The sequence below is a fragment of the Mycobacterium parascrofulaceum ATCC BAA-614 genome (assembly GCF_000164135.1).
GTDB lineage: Bacteria > Actinomycetota > Actinomycetes > Mycobacteriales > Mycobacteriaceae > Mycobacterium > Mycobacterium parascrofulaceum.
The window spans coordinates 330,050-344,937 of sequence record NZ_GG770555.1 but is presented as its reverse complement, the minus strand read 5'-3'; the positions used below and the strand labels follow the sequence as shown (position 1 = coordinate 344,937).

Annotated in this window: 13 protein-coding genes; 9 read left to right on the top strand and 4 right to left on the bottom strand. The window is 68.9% G+C overall.

From position 1 onward, the window contains the following. Position 1 precedes the first annotated feature (1 nt). The gene (locus tag HMPREF0591_RS17140) at positions 2 to 802 is read right to left on the bottom strand and encodes a mycofactocin-coupled SDR family oxidoreductase (RefSeq protein ID WP_007169881.1); all 801 of its coding nucleotides are present in this window, start codon (positions 800 to 802) and stop codon (positions 2 to 4) included. Further along, entirely contained in the window at positions 799 to 2,415 is a 1,617-nt protein-coding gene (locus HMPREF0591_RS17135; protein WP_050790079.1) for a flavin-containing monooxygenase, read from the bottom strand. Before HMPREF0591_RS17135 ends, HMPREF0591_RS17140 begins: the two co-directional genes overlap by 4 nt. 254 nt (positions 2,416 to 2,669) lie before the next feature. Here HMPREF0591_RS17135 and HMPREF0591_RS17130 point away from each other — a divergent pair, with 254 nt between their 5' ends. From HMPREF0591_RS17130 to HMPREF0591_RS33960, 6 genes are all read left to right on the top strand, one after another. Then, positions 2,670 to 3,854, top strand: a complete 1,185-nt coding sequence (locus tag HMPREF0591_RS17130; RefSeq protein WP_007169878.1) for an acyl-CoA dehydrogenase family protein — start codon at positions 2,670 to 2,672, stop codon at positions 3,852 to 3,854. 9 nt (positions 3,855 to 3,863) lie between these two features. Next, positions 3,864 to 4,772 (top strand): biphenyl-2,3-diol 1,2-dioxygenase, encoded by a 909-nt coding sequence (gene bphC / locus HMPREF0591_RS17125; protein WP_007169877.1) that lies wholly within the window; start codon positions 3,864 to 3,866, stop codon positions 4,770 to 4,772. Continuing rightward, positions 4,769 to 6,235 carry an FAD-dependent oxidoreductase gene (locus tag HMPREF0591_RS17120; protein ID WP_007169876.1) on the top strand — a complete coding sequence of 489 codons (1,467 nt, stop codon included), beginning with the start codon at positions 4,769 to 4,771 and terminating at the stop codon, positions 6,233 to 6,235. Before bphC ends, HMPREF0591_RS17120 begins: the two co-directional genes overlap by 4 nt. 155 nt (positions 6,236 to 6,390) lie before the next feature. After that, positions 6,391 to 7,200 carry an IclR family transcriptional regulator gene (locus tag HMPREF0591_RS17115; protein WP_085981677.1) on the top strand — a complete coding sequence of 270 codons (810 nt, stop codon included), beginning with the start codon at positions 6,391 to 6,393 and terminating at the stop codon, positions 7,198 to 7,200. A gap of 10 nt (positions 7,201 to 7,210) precedes the next feature. Then, positions 7,211 to 7,558, top strand: coding sequence for a hypothetical protein (locus tag HMPREF0591_RS33965; RefSeq protein WP_007169874.1), 348 nt, complete (start codon positions 7,211 to 7,213; stop codon positions 7,556 to 7,558). Continuing rightward, a complete protein-coding gene (locus HMPREF0591_RS33960; RefSeq protein WP_007169873.1) occupies positions 7,551 to 8,177 on the top strand; it encodes a Dabb family protein in 627 nt (208 codons plus the stop codon). The genes HMPREF0591_RS33965 and HMPREF0591_RS33960 overlap by 8 nt, the downstream gene beginning before the upstream one ends. A gap of 16 nt (positions 8,178 to 8,193) precedes the next feature. On the opposite strand, the gene HMPREF0591_RS17100 is transcribed toward HMPREF0591_RS33960, so the two are convergent. Both HMPREF0591_RS17100 and HMPREF0591_RS17095 read right to left on the bottom strand, forming a co-directional pair. After that, entirely contained in the window at positions 8,194 to 9,081 is an 888-nt protein-coding gene (locus tag HMPREF0591_RS17100) for an SDR family NAD(P)-dependent oxidoreductase (protein WP_007169872.1), read from the bottom strand. Continuing rightward, positions 9,078 to 11,009: a flavin-containing monooxygenase gene (locus HMPREF0591_RS17095; RefSeq protein WP_007169871.1), complete on the bottom strand. Its 1,932-nt coding sequence runs from the start codon at positions 11,007 to 11,009 to the stop codon at positions 9,078 to 9,080. The genes HMPREF0591_RS17100 and HMPREF0591_RS17095 overlap by 4 nt, the downstream gene beginning before the upstream one ends. A 102-nt stretch (positions 11,010 to 11,111) precedes the next feature. Here HMPREF0591_RS17095 and HMPREF0591_RS17090 point away from each other — a divergent pair, with 102 nt between their 5' ends. Genes HMPREF0591_RS17090 through HMPREF0591_RS17080 form a run of 3 tightly spaced genes read left to right on the top strand, consistent with a single transcriptional unit; the run spans position 11,112 to position 14,886 of the window. Beyond that, a complete protein-coding gene (locus HMPREF0591_RS17090; protein WP_007169870.1) occupies positions 11,112 to 12,698 on the top strand; it encodes an acyl-CoA synthetase in 1,587 nt (528 codons plus the stop codon). A gap of 26 nt (positions 12,699 to 12,724) precedes the next feature. Beyond that, positions 12,725 to 13,864: an acyl-CoA dehydrogenase family protein gene (locus HMPREF0591_RS17085; RefSeq protein WP_040623280.1), complete on the top strand. Its 1,140-nt coding sequence runs from the start codon at positions 12,725 to 12,727 to the stop codon at positions 13,862 to 13,864. Next, complete coding sequence (locus tag HMPREF0591_RS17080; RefSeq protein ID WP_007169868.1) at positions 13,861 to 14,886, top strand: acyl-CoA dehydrogenase family protein; 1,026 nt, start codon at positions 13,861 to 13,863, stop codon at positions 14,884 to 14,886. The genes HMPREF0591_RS17085 and HMPREF0591_RS17080 overlap by 4 nt, the downstream gene beginning before the upstream one ends. Positions 14,887 to 14,888: the final 2 nt, after the last annotated feature.

The following is a 14,888-nucleotide window of genomic DNA, read 5'->3' as shown; positions in this document are numbered from 1 at the left end:
CTCATGTCGCCTTCTGGGTAAGGCCGGCATCGACGACGAGCTGGGTGCCCGTGATGTAGCGGGCCTCCTCGGAGGCCAGGAACACCACCGCGTTGGCAACGTCGACGGGCTCCACCCAAGGCACCGGCAGCAGGTTGCGCGCCCGCAGCACTTCCGCGGCGTCCGCGGCGGTCGGGTTCTCGAGGTCCGGCCGTAGACGTCGAAACGTCCTCTCGTTGAGCACCATCGGGGTCGCGACCGCCCCGGGATGGACGGTGTTGACCCGGATGCCGGAAGGCCCGAGCTCGTTCGCGAGGGTGCGCGCCAGCCCCACGACCGCATGCTTGCTCGCGGTGTAATGCGCGGAATTGGGGGTCCCGCGAAGACCATTGGTCGAACTGATGATCACGATGGCGCCCCCCTCACCCAGGTGCGGTACCCCGGCCTTGACCGTGTGCCACACGCCGGTCAGGTTGATGTCGAGCGTGCGATGCCAGTCCCGGGGGTCGAGTTCCCATGTCCGTCCGCCCGCAATGTGGATTCCTGCGTTCGCGACGACGACGTCGAGGCGCCCCAGCGCAGTGACGCCGTCAGCCACGGCACCCGTCACCGCCTGCAAGTCACTCACGTCGGCAACGCCCGTCACGCAGCGTCGGCCGCGGCTTTCGACATCCCTTGCGGTGTCGGGCAACTCGTCACTCGCCGTTGCGGCATCGAGCGCGACCACGTCTGCGCCTTCGTCGGCGAAGCGCTGACAATGCACCCGGCCCGTGCCCCTGGCGGCGCCGGTGACCAGCACTACCCTGCCCAGCAATCTCTTCATCGCGGCATCCCGACCAGATCGAAGCCCGGGTAGCCGGCCCCGGCCACCTCGTCGCAGATGTCGTTGTACGTCGCGAAGCCGCCGACGAACAGCATGAATCCCCTTGGTTTTCCCGGCACGTTGGCGCCCATGTACCAGGACTCCGCCTTGGTGAACAACGTGGCCTCGGCACGTCGGGCGCATTCGGCTCCCCAGCCGTCGACGGCGTCGCGGGTCGCTTCGATCGCGGACAACCCGCGGTCATCGAGGTGAGCGATGGCCGCGGCGATCCAATTCACCTGCGCCTCGGCATGCAGCACCATGTTCGCCAGCACCGCGGGCGCCCCGGGACCGGAGATCAGGAACAGGTTGGGAAATCCGTCGACGCTCAGCCCTAGGTAGGTGCGCGGCCCCTGTGCCCAGTCGTCTTGCAACCGACGGGCGCCGCGCCCGATGACGTCGATCTTGGCCAACGCGCCGGTGAGGGCGTCGAAACCGGTTGCCAGCACGATCATGTCGACGTCGTAGTGCGCACCGGCGGTTCTGATCCCACCGCTGTCCACGGAGTCGATCGGTGTGTCGCGCACGCTGATCAGCGACACGTTCGACCGGTTGAAGGTGCTGAAGTAGTTGCTGTCGGTGCAGATCCGTTTCGTGCCGATCGGGTGATCCTTGGGAATGAGCAGGTCGGCCAGCGCGGGGTCGTCGATGACCGCACGCACCTTCTCCTCGTAGAACTTCCGGGCCTCGTCGTTGGCCGCCAAGTCGGTCATCTGGTCGGGGAACGTCTTCGAGAACAGCACACCGCCCAGCTGCCAACGCTTTTCGAACGCCGCCCGGCGTTCCTCCGGCGTGAACTCCATCGTCGGCTTCGGCGCCGTGATGTGGGGTGATCCTCCGCCGCTGCGCCACGAGAGCCGCCGCCGTTCGGCGTAGTCCGCCTTGATCTCGTCGAGTTCCCGTTCGCTCAACGGCTTGTTGCCGGCCGGGACGCTGTAGTTGGGCGTGCGCTGGAAGACGAAGAGATGCTTGGCGTGTTCGGCGATGATCGGAATCGATTGAATGCCAGACGAACCGGTGCCGATGACGGCGACCCGCTTGCCCGCGAAGTCGACGGGATGCGGCGGCCACGCGGCGGTGTGGTAGATCTCACCGGCGAACGAATCGAGGCCGCGAAAGTTCGGCCGCAAAGCCGCCGACAGCGGGCCCGTCGCCAGCAGGCAAAATCGGGCGGACAGCACGTCGCCCACGGCGGTGGTAACCACCCAGCGCAGCGTGGCTTCGTCCAGCGCCGCGGACACGACGCGGGTGCGGAAGGTGATGTCGCGGCGCAGGTCGAGTTTGTCGGCCACCCAGTTCAGGTAAGCCAGGATCTCCGCCTGGGTGGCGTACTTCTCGGTCCAGTTCCACTCTTGCTGCAGTTCCTCGGAGAATGAATAGCAATAATCGACGCTTTCGACGTCACAGCGCGCCCCCGGGTATCGGTTGTAGTACCAGGTGCCGCCCAGCTCCGGCGCCGCCTCCAGGACCCGCACGGACAGTCCCTGACTGCGCAGCTTGTGCAGGGCGTAGAGACCGGCGAACCCGGCGCCGACCACGGCAACGTCGACCAGCTCCGCGCTACTCACAGGCACGGACGGTATGTCCTGCCGCCACAACCGCCGGGGCCCGTTCCCGGTCACCGGACGGTGCGATGACGTTGTCCCGGCCACCGGGCACGCGAGCCACCCGGCCGAATGGCCCGATCCCGGCGGGCCGGGCCCGGCCCGCGATCCCGGCTTGGGCATTCGATTCTGACCGCTTTTGCTTCCGCTCATCGGGAACGGCTTCGGCTGAGGCACCAACTGCGGTAGACCATTACTAAGCCCCCAGACGTAAGGACACCAACATGAGCGAACGGGTACTCGACCGGGTCGTGGCGATGGCGGACCAGTTGCGCGACCAGGCCCCGGAGGCCGAGCGGATCGGCCGGCTCACCGACGACACCGTCAAGCTGATGAAGGGCGCCGGCCTGATCCGGCTCCTGCAGACCAAGCAATACCAGGGCTTCGAGGCCCACCCCCGCGAGTTCGCCGAGACGACGATGGCGACCGCGGCGCTGGACCCGGCGGCCGGCTGGATCGTCGGCGTGGTCGGCGTGCACCCCTACCAGTTGGCGTACGCGGACCCCAAGGTCGCCGCCGAGATCTGGGCCGACGACGTCGACACCTGGATGGCCTCGCCGTACGCACCGCAGGGGGTGGCGAAGCCGGTCGACGGTGGCTACGTCTTCAACGGCCGCTGGCAGTTCAGCTCGGGCACCGACCACTGCGACTGGATCATCCTGGGCGCGATGCTCGGCGACGACAAGGGCATTCCGATCATGCCGCCGCAGATGCTGCACATGATCCTGCCGCGCAAGGACTACGAGATCGTCGAGGACTCGTGGGATGTGGTGGGGCTGCGCGGGACCGGCTCCAAGGACGTCATCGTCAAGGATGCGTTCGTCCCGTCCTACCGGACGATGGACGCCACGAAGGTGATGGACGGCACCGCCCAGCGCGAGGCCGGCATGACCGAGCCGCTCTATTTGATGCCGTGGTCGACGATGTTTCCGCTGGGCATCTCGGCGGCCACGATCGGCATCGCCGAGGGGGCGCTGGCCGCGCACCTGGACTACCAGCGCGAGCGCGTCGGCGCCACCGGTACCGCGATCAAGGACGATCCCTACGTCATGTTCGCCGTCGGGGAGGCCGCCGCCGACATCAACGCCGCCCGCCAGGAACTGCTGGCCAACGCCGACCGCATCTACGACATGGTCGCCGCCGGCAAGGAGGTGTCGTTCGCCGACCGCGCGGCCGGCCGGCGCACCCAGATCCGCGCGGTGTGGCGCGCGGTGGCGGCGGTCGACGAGATCTTCGCCCGCTCGGGCGGCAACGCGGCCCGGATGGACAAGCCGCTGCAACGGTATTGGCGCGACGTGCATGTCGGCCAGCTGCACGCCATTCACATGCCGGGCACCACCTATCACGCGTCGGCGCTGAGTTCGCTCGGTATCGATCCGCCCGAGGGCCCGCTGCGGGCTTTGATCTAGGAGAGCACGTTGACCGACCTGAAAAGCCTGGGCTACATCACCATTTCGACGAACGACATCGACCGCTGGCGGCAATTCGCCTTCGGCGTCCTGGGTTTCGCCGAGGGTAAGGGTCCGGACCCGGGCGCGCTGTATCTGCGGATGGACGAGCGCGCGGCCCGGCTCATCGTGGTGCCCGGTGCGACCGACCGGGTGCTGACGGTCGGCTGGGAGGTGCGTGACCGCCCGGCGCTGCACCGGGTCAAGGCCGCCCTCGAGGGCGCCGGTACCCCGTTCAAGCAACTGTCCACCGAGGAGGCCGAGGCCCGCCGCGTGGAAGAGGTGATCACCTTCGAGGACCCGGCCGGCACCACGCTCGAGGTCTTCCATGGTGCGGTGCTCGACCACAGCCCCGTCGTCACCCCGTTCGGCGCGAAATTCGTCACCGGCGACCAGGGTATGGGCCACGTGGTGGTGCCGGCGATGGACCCTAACGGGCTGTTCGACTTCTACACCGAGGTGCTGGGGTTCCGCTCCCGCGGGGCGTTCCGGGTGCCCTTGCCCAAAGAGTTCGGGCCCGTGCGGGTCCGGTTCCTGGGCATCAACGAACGCCACCACAGCCTGGCGATCGTGCCGGCCGCACACCAGCGCGACCCGCGCCTGGTGCACATCATGGTGGAGGTCGACAGCCTCGACGTCGTCGGCCAGGCGCTGGACCGGGTGAACGCCGAGGGCTTCCAGCTGTCCTCCACGCTGGGCCGGCACACCAACGACAAGATGGTGTCGTTCTACGTCCGCGCGCCCGGGGACTGGGACATCGAGTTCGGCACCGACGGCATGCGGGTCGACGAAACGTATTACACCGCAGAGGAAATCACCGCCGACAGCTACTGGGGCCACCAGTGGATCGGCGAAATGCCCGCGGCCATGCGGCTATGACGCCGGATACCGAGGTCACGCCGGTCCCGGCCGCGTCGATCCCGTCGTGGGACGACGAGGCCGACGTGGTCATCGCCGGCTACGGGGTGGCAGGCGCCGCCGCGGCGGTGGAGGCGGCGCGCTCCGGCGCCGACGTGCTGGTGACCGAACGCACCGGGTCCTGGGGCGGGGCGGCGGCGATGGCCGGCGGGTTCATCTACCTCGGCGGCGGCACGCCCCTGCAAAAGGCTTGCGGCTTCAACGATTCCGTCGACAACATGGCGGCCTTCCTGAACGTCGCGATGGGGCCCGGCGCCGACGAGAACCGGATCGCCGACTACTGCGCCGGCAGCGTCGCCCACTTCGACTGGCTGGTCGGCTGCGGCGTGCCGTTCAAGGCGGAGTTCTTCTCCGAACCCGGCTGGGAGCCGATGGGTGACCAGGGCCTGATGTACAGCGGCGGGGAAAACGCCTATCCGTTCAACACGATCGCCTCCCCCGCCCCTCGCGGGCACGTCCCGCAGATGTCGAACAAGAAGCAGGGCGAAGCCAGCGCGGGCTACATGCTGATGAAGCCGCTCGTCGAGACCGCCACCGCCGCCGGTGCGCGCGCACTTTACGACGTGCGGGTGCAACGTCTCATCGTCGAAGCCGACGGCAGGGTGGTCGGGATCCGCGCGCGCCAGTACGGCAACGAGATCAACGTCCGCGCGCGGCGCGGGGTCGTGCTGGCCATGGGCAGCTTCGCCTACAACGAGGCGATGGTCACCCGCTACGCCCCGCGCATCGCGGGCCGCCCCGCCGCCTCCATCGAGCAGCACGACGGGCAGGCGATCCGCATGGCCCAGGCGCTGGGCGCCGATCTGGCCCACATGGACGCCACCGAGGTCGCCATCTTCATCGACCCCCAGCAGCTGGTGCGCGGCATCCTGGTCAACGGCCGCGGCCAGCGCTACGTCGCCGAGGACACCTACCCCGGCCGCGTCGGCCAGCTCACGCTCTACCAGCAGGACAACACCGCCTTCCTGATCATCGACGACGACGCCCAGCAAGAGGCGAAGGCGTCGTGGTCGCCGAAATTCATGCTGCGAGAGGCGACCTGGGTGGCCGACAGCGTCGCCGACCTGGAACGCGAGATGGGCCTGGCGCCGGGATGCCTGCAGGCGACCGTCGCCGCCTACAACGCGGGCGCCGCCCGCGGCGAGGACCCGCTGCTGCACAAGAAGCCGGAATGGTTGAAGCCCATCGGTTCCCCGGTCGGCGCCATCGACTTGCGGGAGAACACCGGCGGTTTCACCCTGGGCGGCCTGGCCACCACGCTCGACGCCGAGGTGCTCCACGTCAGCGGCGAACCCATCCCCGGCCTCTTCGCCGCCGGCCGCTGCACCGCCGGGCTCGCCGCCTGGGGCTACGCCAGCGGCATCTCGCTCGGCGACGGCAGCTTCTACGGACGGCGCGCCGGCCGGTCCGCGGCCAAGGGCTGAGCCCAGCCGCATCCTTCGCCGCCGCAACCACGCTGCCGCAAAGATCCCCGACTTCCCGGGTTCCCCATGCGTGACAACCGCCACACCGGTGTGCTAGGAATATATTCCTAATAGGAATATATCGGTCGGGTACACTTGGAGGATCGATGTCAGGTATCGCTGAACCCGCCACCCCCACGGCCGTCATCGACCGCATATCGCTGGTTCTCGACGCCTTCGAGGGTCCGGGGCGGCTTACCCTGGCGCAGATCGTCAGACGCACCGGCCTGCCCCGGTCGTCGGCGCATCGGATGCTCGAACGCCTGGTGCAGCTGCGCTGGCTGCGCCGCAGCGGCCGCGACTACGAGTTGGGCATGCGCCTCGTCGAACTCGGATCGCTCGCCGTGCATCAGGACCGGCTGGTGCGGGCGGCCGGCCCGCTGCTGGGTGAATTGCACCGCGCCACCGGCCTTGTCGTGCACCTGGCCGTGCTCGACGGCCCGGACGTGGTGTACCTGGACAAGATCGGCGACCAGAGAATCCCCACCCGCGTGGGCGCTCGCCAGCCCGCCCATTGCACCGCAGTCGGCAAGGCGATCCTCGCCTATCGCGATGCGGATGCCGAGCTCGATCTGGGTGTCCGGAAGACCAGGTACTCGATTTCCAGCGACACCCAGCTGGCCGTCGAGTTGGCCAAGGTGCGGGCCCATGGCGTCGCGTTCGAACGCGAGGAGTCACTGCTCGGATTCGGTTGCGTGGCAGCGCCGATCGGCGGGCCGGGTGAGGCGGTGGCCGCGGTGTCGGTGTGCGGTCCGATGAACCGCATGAGGTTCGACCAGCGCCTGACGGCCCCGGTGCGCATGACCGCGATGGGCATCTGGCGCAACGTCGAGGACGGCCCGCAGCGCGTCGCTCCGACCCTGCAGCCGCTGCGCCCGCTGCGGCCGGCGGGTCCGGCGACGCGGCCCGCCCTCCAGTACGCGTGAGCGCCCGCACATGGCGGGCGGCCACGTCTTCGTGATCGACCGGGTGGTGACCCGGCCCGGTTGCGCTCGGCGGTTCGTCGACGCCTACCTCGCCGAGTACGCCCCCGGCGCACGGCGGCGCGGGATGACGTTGCGCGATGTTCTGGTCAGCCCGCCGATCTGGTTCGATGACGAAACCAACACCGTGACCATCACCTGGACGCTGCCCGACGTGCGGGCGTGGTGGGAGATGACGTGGAAGGGCAGGCCGGACCCGGACGTCGGCGAATGGTGGTGCACCATAGCCGAACTCGTGCAGGAGCGGTCCCGATCGTTCGCCGCGGCCGCCGAGGATGTGGACCGGCTTTGCGATGTTTAGCGTCACCAGGTTGTTAGACGTCGTCGAGGACGAGCGCGACCGGATGCTCACCGCGTTACGGGCGGCCGCCCGCGACGCCCAAGCGTCGCGCTCGGTGGTGCAGCCGACGTTGCCGGGGGCGCGCAACGGCGGAGACATCTTGCTGCACCTGAGGTTCGATGCCGAGGCGCGGGCCCGTCTCGCCCTGAGGCGGTTCGCCCCGCTTCTCACCGACCGCTCCGTCACCCGGGTCAACGGCGCGAACTATCGGGGCAGGCCCGTTCGCCCCAGCCAAACCCCGGGCACGGTGTATCGGGCACTGTTACTTCGGGTGGCCTCCGGCACCCCGGCCGCGATCGTCGCCCGCTTCGAGCGCGAACTGTCGTCAATGCCGCGCTATGTGTCGTCCATCCGCGCATGGCAATTGAGCCGGGCGTCCGAGGGCGTCGGAACCTCCGCCTGGACCCACGTGTTCGAGCAAGAGTTCTCCGACGTCGACGGGCTGTTGGGGCCGTATTTGATGCATCCGATCCACTGGGCCGTCGTGGACCGCTGGTTCGACCCCGAGTGTCCCGACGTCATCGTCCACGACCGCGTCTGCCACAGCTTCTGCGACTCCCACGACCCGGTTCTCGCCTGACGGACGAGGCGGCGGGCTAGAGCCCCGCGGCCCGGATGTTCGGGTTGGCCGTCGACGGTGGCGGCAGCGACGGCAGCACCGCGGTTCCATCCAGGCTGTGCACGGGCAGTTGCTGCGACCACGGAAAGTGCAGGCTGAACGCGACCAGTCCGGTGCGCTCGGCGGCGGGCAGGTGGCACATCGCCAGGACTGTCTCGGCCAGGTATTCCACCGGCTCGGTCGGGAACCCATCCGGAATGAGCCGGGCCGCACCGGGCGTGCGAACGGCCGTCGAGGGGCCGACGCAGTTCACCGCGATGTTGGCATCGAGCAATTCGGCGGCGACGCCCTGGGTGAAGCGATGCAGCGCGGCCTTGCATGACGCGTAGATCACGTCGCCCGAGGTCTTGTTGTAGTCGCGATACGGTCGCACCGGGGCGACGCCGGTCACCGAGCCGATGTTGACGATCCAGCCTGCGCCCTGCTTGCGCATCTGCGGCACAGACGCTTTCGTTAAGACGAACGGCGTGCGCAGGTAGTGCTCCACCGTGCGGTCGAACGTTTCCAGACTCATGTCCTCCACCGGGGCATAGTCCGCGAAACCGGCGTTGTTGACCAGGATGTCGATGCGGCCGGCGCGGTCGAGCACCGCGTCGATCAGCCCGTCGCGCTGCGCGGCATCCTCGAGATCGGCCGCGACGGCGAATGCCTTCCCGCCGGCGGCCTCGATCAACTCGACCGTCTCGCCGACGGTGCCGGGAAGCGTCGTAGCCGCCCCACCGCGGACGGACCACGACGCGGCGTGCGAACGGGCCGTGACCGCCACGGTGGCGCCTGCCGCGGCCAGACGCTGGGCGATCGCCCGGCCGATCCCGCGGCTACTGCCGGTGACCAAAGCCGTTTTGCCGGAGAGCAACTCGCTCATCGCAACTCGAAATCGTCCTCAACCGGTGCACGGTGATCACGCCACACGTCGAGCAGCCGATATGGGAAGGCCGTCACGATCCGCCCGCCGCCCGAACGGTAGTACGTGTGCGCGGACGGGGTGTGGCACCACACCGTGCCCTGCATCGTCGCGTCGATGTCGGCGACGTAGTCGTCATAAGCGCGCTGCTTCACTTCGATCGTCGACGCCGCTCGCAGTGCCATGAGCTGGAGGCATTCCATGACGTAGTGCACCATCACCTCGACGCCGAAATTGTGGCCCGCGCCGTGTCCCGGGCTGTAATTGGGCGCCGACGAGATGAACAGGTTGGGGAACCCGGGGACGGTCCCACCGCGGTAAGCCCGCGGCCGGTCGCCCCACTCGTCGGCCAGCTTCTTGCCGCCTCGCCCCCGAATGTCCACGGTGGACAGGAAATCCAGATGGTAACCGGTCGCGTAGACGATGACGTCCAAGTCGATCTGCCGGCCGTCGGCCGTCACGATGCCCGCCTCGTTGACTTCGGCCGGCTCGCTGGCTTCGACGTCGACGTGCTCGCGGGCCAGCGCCGCATAGTATCCGCCGGGATCGCGGATAATCCGCTTGCCGTAGGGCGCGAAGTCCGGCGTGACCTTGTGCGCCAGTTCGCTGCCGGCGCCGAAGACGTCGTCGATGTACTTCAGGCACATCTGCAGCAGCGCGTCGTTGGCCCGCGGAATGGACAGATGGCCGGCCGCCCATTCGGGGTCATACACGATGACGGGATAGTTGTTGTCGGCGGTTCCCCAATAGGATTTGAGCCGAATCCAGTTGGCGTAGAAAGGCAGCCGGGTGCCCAGCCAGCGCTGATGGTCGGGCACGTCATCGGTGAGCCGCCGCCGCGGCGCCACCCAGTGCGGCTGGCGCTGGAACACCGTCAGGTGCGACACCTCATCGACGCACGCGTCGACGATCTGCACCGCGGTGCAGCCCGCACCGATGACGGCAACCCGCTTGCCGGTCAAATCCAGACCGGGATCCCACTGCGCGGAATGGACTTCGACTCCCGCGAAAGTCCCCCTTCCCTTCAGTCGCGGCCACCGTGGCCGATTGAGGTAGCCGGCGGCGGGGATCACCACATCGGCGTAGCCGACCTCACGGGCACCGTCGGGCCCCAGCGCGTGGATCTGCCACTGCTGACGCTCGTCGTCCCACCAAAGGGCTTCCACTTCGGTACCGAAGCGGGTGCGCCGCCGCAGTTCGTACTTGTCGGCCACCGACTCCAGATAGGACTGATACTCCGGCCCCAACGGGTAATAGCTGGACCAGTCGCCGTTGATGTCACGCGACAGCGAGTAGTACGCCGAGGGGGTGTCCACGCCGATGCCGGGATAGGTGGTCGTGTACCAGGTGCCGCCGACCTCGTCGTGCCGGTCGAAGATCTGGTATTCCACGCCGGCGTCGGCCAATTCCAACGCGGCGGTCAATCCCGCGATGCCGGCGCCGATGATCGCCACCCGGAAGTCGTCGGGGAGTTTCGCGGTGCGTGGCAGCACCGGCTGTGGCGGCTGGAATCCGCCCTGTTCCAACAGCAGCGGGATGTACTCACGATCGATCGTTCCGCCGAGGGCGACCGGCGCGATGCGCGCGAAGAGGTCGGGGTCGTCGGCACGGGCGGCGTGCGGAGACCGGGGCGCCCGCAGCGCGGTGGCCACCGCCTCGACGATCGCCGTCCTCGTCTCCGGGTCGGTGGCGCCCGCCTGCTCGGGCGGGTCGGGCACGTGGGTGATCTTCGGCGCGAAGCGGTCGACCACCCCGGCGTCACCGGTCAGCTGCGCCAGCACCGCGACGAGCACCCCGGGGTCGGCCCGAAGCAGATTGGCCCGCAGCTCGTCCGAATCGACATCCGCCCGCCCGGTGCGGTCGGCTTTCGCGGGTGCGCCAGTGCCCATGACGCCGAGTATCGCCGCCGACCCCCGCCATCGGGCGGCCCTTGTCTACTCAGCGGGACACCGGCGACGGGCCGTCGAGTGCCGGCGCCTACGGTGGCCCGCATGCAATTGGGCGACCTTGACGTCACCGCCGCGCGCGCACGCAGCCACGCGCTCGGCGATATCCCCCGCCGGTCGGCGCGCCGGCACCCGGACAAGACCGCGGTGGTCGACGGTGACGTCGTGCTGAGTTTCGCCGAGTTCGAGAACCTGGTGGACCGCGCGGCCGCGGCTTTGGGCGACAACGGTTTCAGCGCCGGCGATCGGCTGGCGCTCCTGTCGCACAACTGCTGGCAATACGCCGCACTGGTATTCGCCACCGCACGGGTGGGGGTGGTCCTCGTCCCGGTCAACTTCATGCTGACCGCCGAGGAGGTCGCCTACATCCTCGGCCACAGTGGCGCAAGGGGATTCATCGTCGAAGCGGGCTTGGCAGCCACCGCCGAGCAAGCCATGCGCCTTGGTGGATCGGTGACGACGACGGCGGCGCTGCTGCCGCCCGGGCAGCCCGCTCCGGCCGGGTGGTCCGACTTCGCCGAGTGGCTGAGCACCACATCGACCGCCCCACGCCCCCACCTCGACGACGACCAACTGCTGCGCCTGATGTACACCAGCGGCACCGAATCCCGGCCCAAGGGCGCCATGCACACCAGCCGCAGCCTGATGTGGAACTACGTCAGCACGATCCTGGCCGGCGACAAGTCGGCCGACGATGTCGAGATCCATTCCCTGCCGCTCTACCACTGCGCACAACTCGACAACTTCCTGGTCACCGACGTCTATCTCGGCGCCACCAGCATCATCCTGCCGCGGCCGGATCCCGAACTCGTCCTGCGCACGATCGAGCGCTACGCCGTCACCAACTATTTCGCCCCGCCGACGGTCTGGATCTCGCTGCTGCGATCACCCGTCTTCGACACCGTCGACCTGTCCAGCCTGCGCAAGGGGTACTACGGCGCCTCGGCGATGCCGGTCGAGATCCTCAGCGAGATTCGGGAGCGGCTGCCGCGGCTGAGGTTGTGGAACTTCTACGGCCAGACCGAAATGGCGCCGCTGGCCTCCGCGCTCGGACCCGACGAACAGGACGCGCACGCGGGTTCGGCGGGGCGCCCGGTTGCTAACGTGGAGACGGCGATCCTGGGCGAAGACGGCCAGCCGGTGGCCGCCGGCTCGATCGGTGAAATCGCCCATCGCAGCCCCCATTTGATGCTCGGCTACCTGGACGACCCACAGAAAACGGCCGAAGCCTTCCGGGGAGGCTGGTTCCACTCCGGCGACCTCGGCCACTACGACGACAACGGGCTCCTCCACGTCGTGGACCGCAAGAAGGACATGATCAAGACCGGCGGGGAGAACGTCGCCAGCCGGGAGGTCGAAGAGGTCATCTACCGGCACACCGGCGTCGAGGAAGTCGCGGTATTCGGCCTGGCCCACCCGGTTTGGGTCGAAGCCGTCGTGGCGGCGGTGGTGCTGCGCGAGGGCGTGAGCCTCGCCGAGGACGACATACTCGCCCACTGCCGCGCGCACCTGGCCGGCTTCAAGACACCCAAGCGGGTTTTCCTCGTCGATTCCCTGCCCAAGAACCCCAGCGGCAAGCTGCTCAAACGCACGCTGCGCGAGCGGTTCGGCCCGGGATCAGCTGAACGGTGAAAACGTCCAGGGTGGAAGATACCGTGATGGCGTTCTCCCGGTTGGTCCCCCCAACCTCGATCGACCCGTTGTCGACGCAGCGGCTGCGCGACGAGGTGCGCCAGTTCCTCGACGACCAACTGACCGCCGGGACGTTCACCCCGGCGGTGGACGCCTGGCTGACGGGATGGGACGAAGACTTCACCGCCGCGCTCGCGGCGCGCGGCTGGTTGGGGATGACGGTGCCCGTCGAATACGGCGGCCACGGGCGTTCGTTCCTGGAGCGGTTCGCCGTCACCGAGGAGCTGCTCGCCGCCGGCGCCCCGGTCGCCGCGCACTGGATCGCCGACCGGCAGATCGCGCCGTCACTGCTGAAATACGGCACGGAGTCGCAGAAGTCGGCTTTCCTGCCGCGGATCGTGCGCGGCGAGTGCTTTTTCGCCATCGGCATGAGCGAGCCGGACTCCGGCTCCGACCTGGCCAGTGTGCGCACCAGGGCGCTGCGCGTCGACGGGGGCTGGTCGCTGAGCGGCACCAAGGTTTGGACGTCGGGCGCGCACCTCGCGCACGCGTTCATCGTGCTCGCCCGCACGGCGCCGCTGGATCCGGAGCGCCGGCATGCCGGGCTGAGTCAGTTCATCGTCGACCTGCGCGGGCCCGGCGTCGACGTGCGCCCGATCGTCTCCATGAACGGCGCGCACCACTTCAATGAGGTGATCCTCGACGAGGCGTTCGTCCCCGACGACATGGTGTTCGGCGAAATCGGTGCCGGTTGGCGGCAGGTGACGTCGGAACTCGGTTTCGAACGCAGCGGGCCCGAGCGATTCCTGTCGACCTTCGTCCTGCTGGCCGCGTGCGCCGACCGGATGGCGGCGAACGCCATTCCCCGCAACGCGCAGTTGGGGCGGCTCGTTGCGCGGGTCACCGGTCTGCACCACATGTCCACCGCGGTGGCCGGCGCGCTGGAACGGCGTCAGGCGGCCGACATCCCCGCCGCACTGGTCAAGGTGCTCGGCACCACCACCGAAGGCGACATCGCAGAGTTCGCCAACCTGCAGGACTCCCCCGATCGGATCTTCTCGGAGTTGGTGCGTGCCGCCGTGGACCAGCGGCCGGGGTTCACCCTGCGCGGCGGCACCAACGAGGTGCTGCGCGGGGTCATCGCGCGCGGATTGGGGCTGCGGTGAGCACCTGGCCGTCCGTCGACCAAGCCCTGGCCGACATGATGGCCGCCGTCTTTGCCGGTCACCGCGAAAAGCTGGCGGGCGCAACGGTCGTCGAGCGGGGCTCTGACCTGTGGCACCAGCTCGCTGAGCTCGGTCTGCTGCGCCTCACCGGCGCGACCGGGCACGGCGGCAGCGGGGCCGGCTGGTACGAGGCGGCCGAACTCATGACGGCAGCGGTGCGCAGCGGTATACGAATCCCCCTGGCGGAGCACGACGTCCTGGCCTGCTGGCTCCTGGAGGCTGGCGGGCTGGCCGCCGACCGCGCGCCCCGGACGGTGTGCCTGGTCGACGGGCACGGCGTCGCGACGCACGTGCCATGGGCGAGCACGGCCGAACGCGTGGTCCTCGTATGGCGCGCCGGCGGGCAATATCGCGTCACCGACGTCGCCGCCGAGCTGCTCACCATCACCCCCGGCACCAACCTGATCGGGGAACCACGCGACACCGTGGCCGCCGAACTCTCCGGCTTGCGGGGAACGGCCATCGGCCCGGACCTGGTCAGCCAGCTGCGGCTGAAGTCGGGGTTGGTGCGGGCGATCCAGGTGTGTGCCGCCCTGGACGAAATACTGCGACTCTGCATCCAGCACGTGACCTCCCGAAACCAGTTCGGGCGTCCATTGTCGAAATTCCAGGGCGTTGCGCACCTGGTCTCCGACGTTGCCGCCGAGGCCGCGCTCGCCCGGGCCGCAACCGAGGCGGCGTTGACGGCCGGCGTCACGGGCAAGTGGTCGAGCCCGCACCTGGAATTCCTTGTGGCCGCGGCGCGTTCGTGTGCGGGCCACGCGGCATCGGTGGTGGTGCGAAACGCCCACCAAGTGCACGGCGCCATCGGCACCACCCGCGAGCACCGCCTGCATGAATTCACCAGGGCCGCCCTCGCGTGGAGATCGGAGTTCGGTTCGATGCACTACTGGGACGACGTCGTCGCCGACGCTGCCATGCACGCGAGCGCCGGGGGCCTGTGGAGCCTCGTCACCGAGTGACG

Bases quoted from the DNA above. Each gene is read 5' to 3' on its own strand.
- HMPREF0591_RS17120 (WP_007169876.1), top strand. From the start codon at position 4,769: ATGACGCCGGATACCGAGGTCACGCCGGTCCCGGCCGCGTCGATCCCG.
- HMPREF0591_RS17090 (WP_007169870.1), top strand. From the start codon at position 11,112: ATGCAATTGGGCGACCTTGACGTCACCGCCGCGCGCGCACGCAGCCAC.
- HMPREF0591_RS17095 (WP_007169871.1), bottom strand. From the start codon at position 11,009: ATGGGCACTGGCGCACCCGCGAAAGCCGACCGCACCGGGCGGGCGGAT.
- HMPREF0591_RS17085 (WP_040623280.1), top strand. From the start codon at position 12,725: ATGGCGTTCTCCCGGTTGGTCCCCCCAACCTCGATCGACCCGTTGTCG.
- HMPREF0591_RS17100 (WP_007169872.1), bottom strand. From the start codon at position 9,081: ATGAGCGAGTTGCTCTCCGGCAAAACGGCTTTGGTCACCGGCAGTAGC.
- HMPREF0591_RS33960 (WP_007169873.1), top strand. From the start codon at position 7,551: ATGTTTAGCGTCACCAGGTTGTTAGACGTCGTCGAGGACGAGCGCGAC.
- HMPREF0591_RS17130 (WP_007169878.1), top strand. From the start codon at position 2,670: ATGAGCGAACGGGTACTCGACCGGGTCGTGGCGATGGCGGACCAGTTG.
- HMPREF0591_RS33965 (WP_007169874.1), top strand. From the start codon at position 7,211: ATGGCGGGCGGCCACGTCTTCGTGATCGACCGGGTGGTGACCCGGCCC.
- HMPREF0591_RS17140 (WP_007169881.1), bottom strand. From the start codon at position 802: ATGAAGAGATTGCTGGGCAGGGTAGTGCTGGTCACCGGCGCCGCCAGG.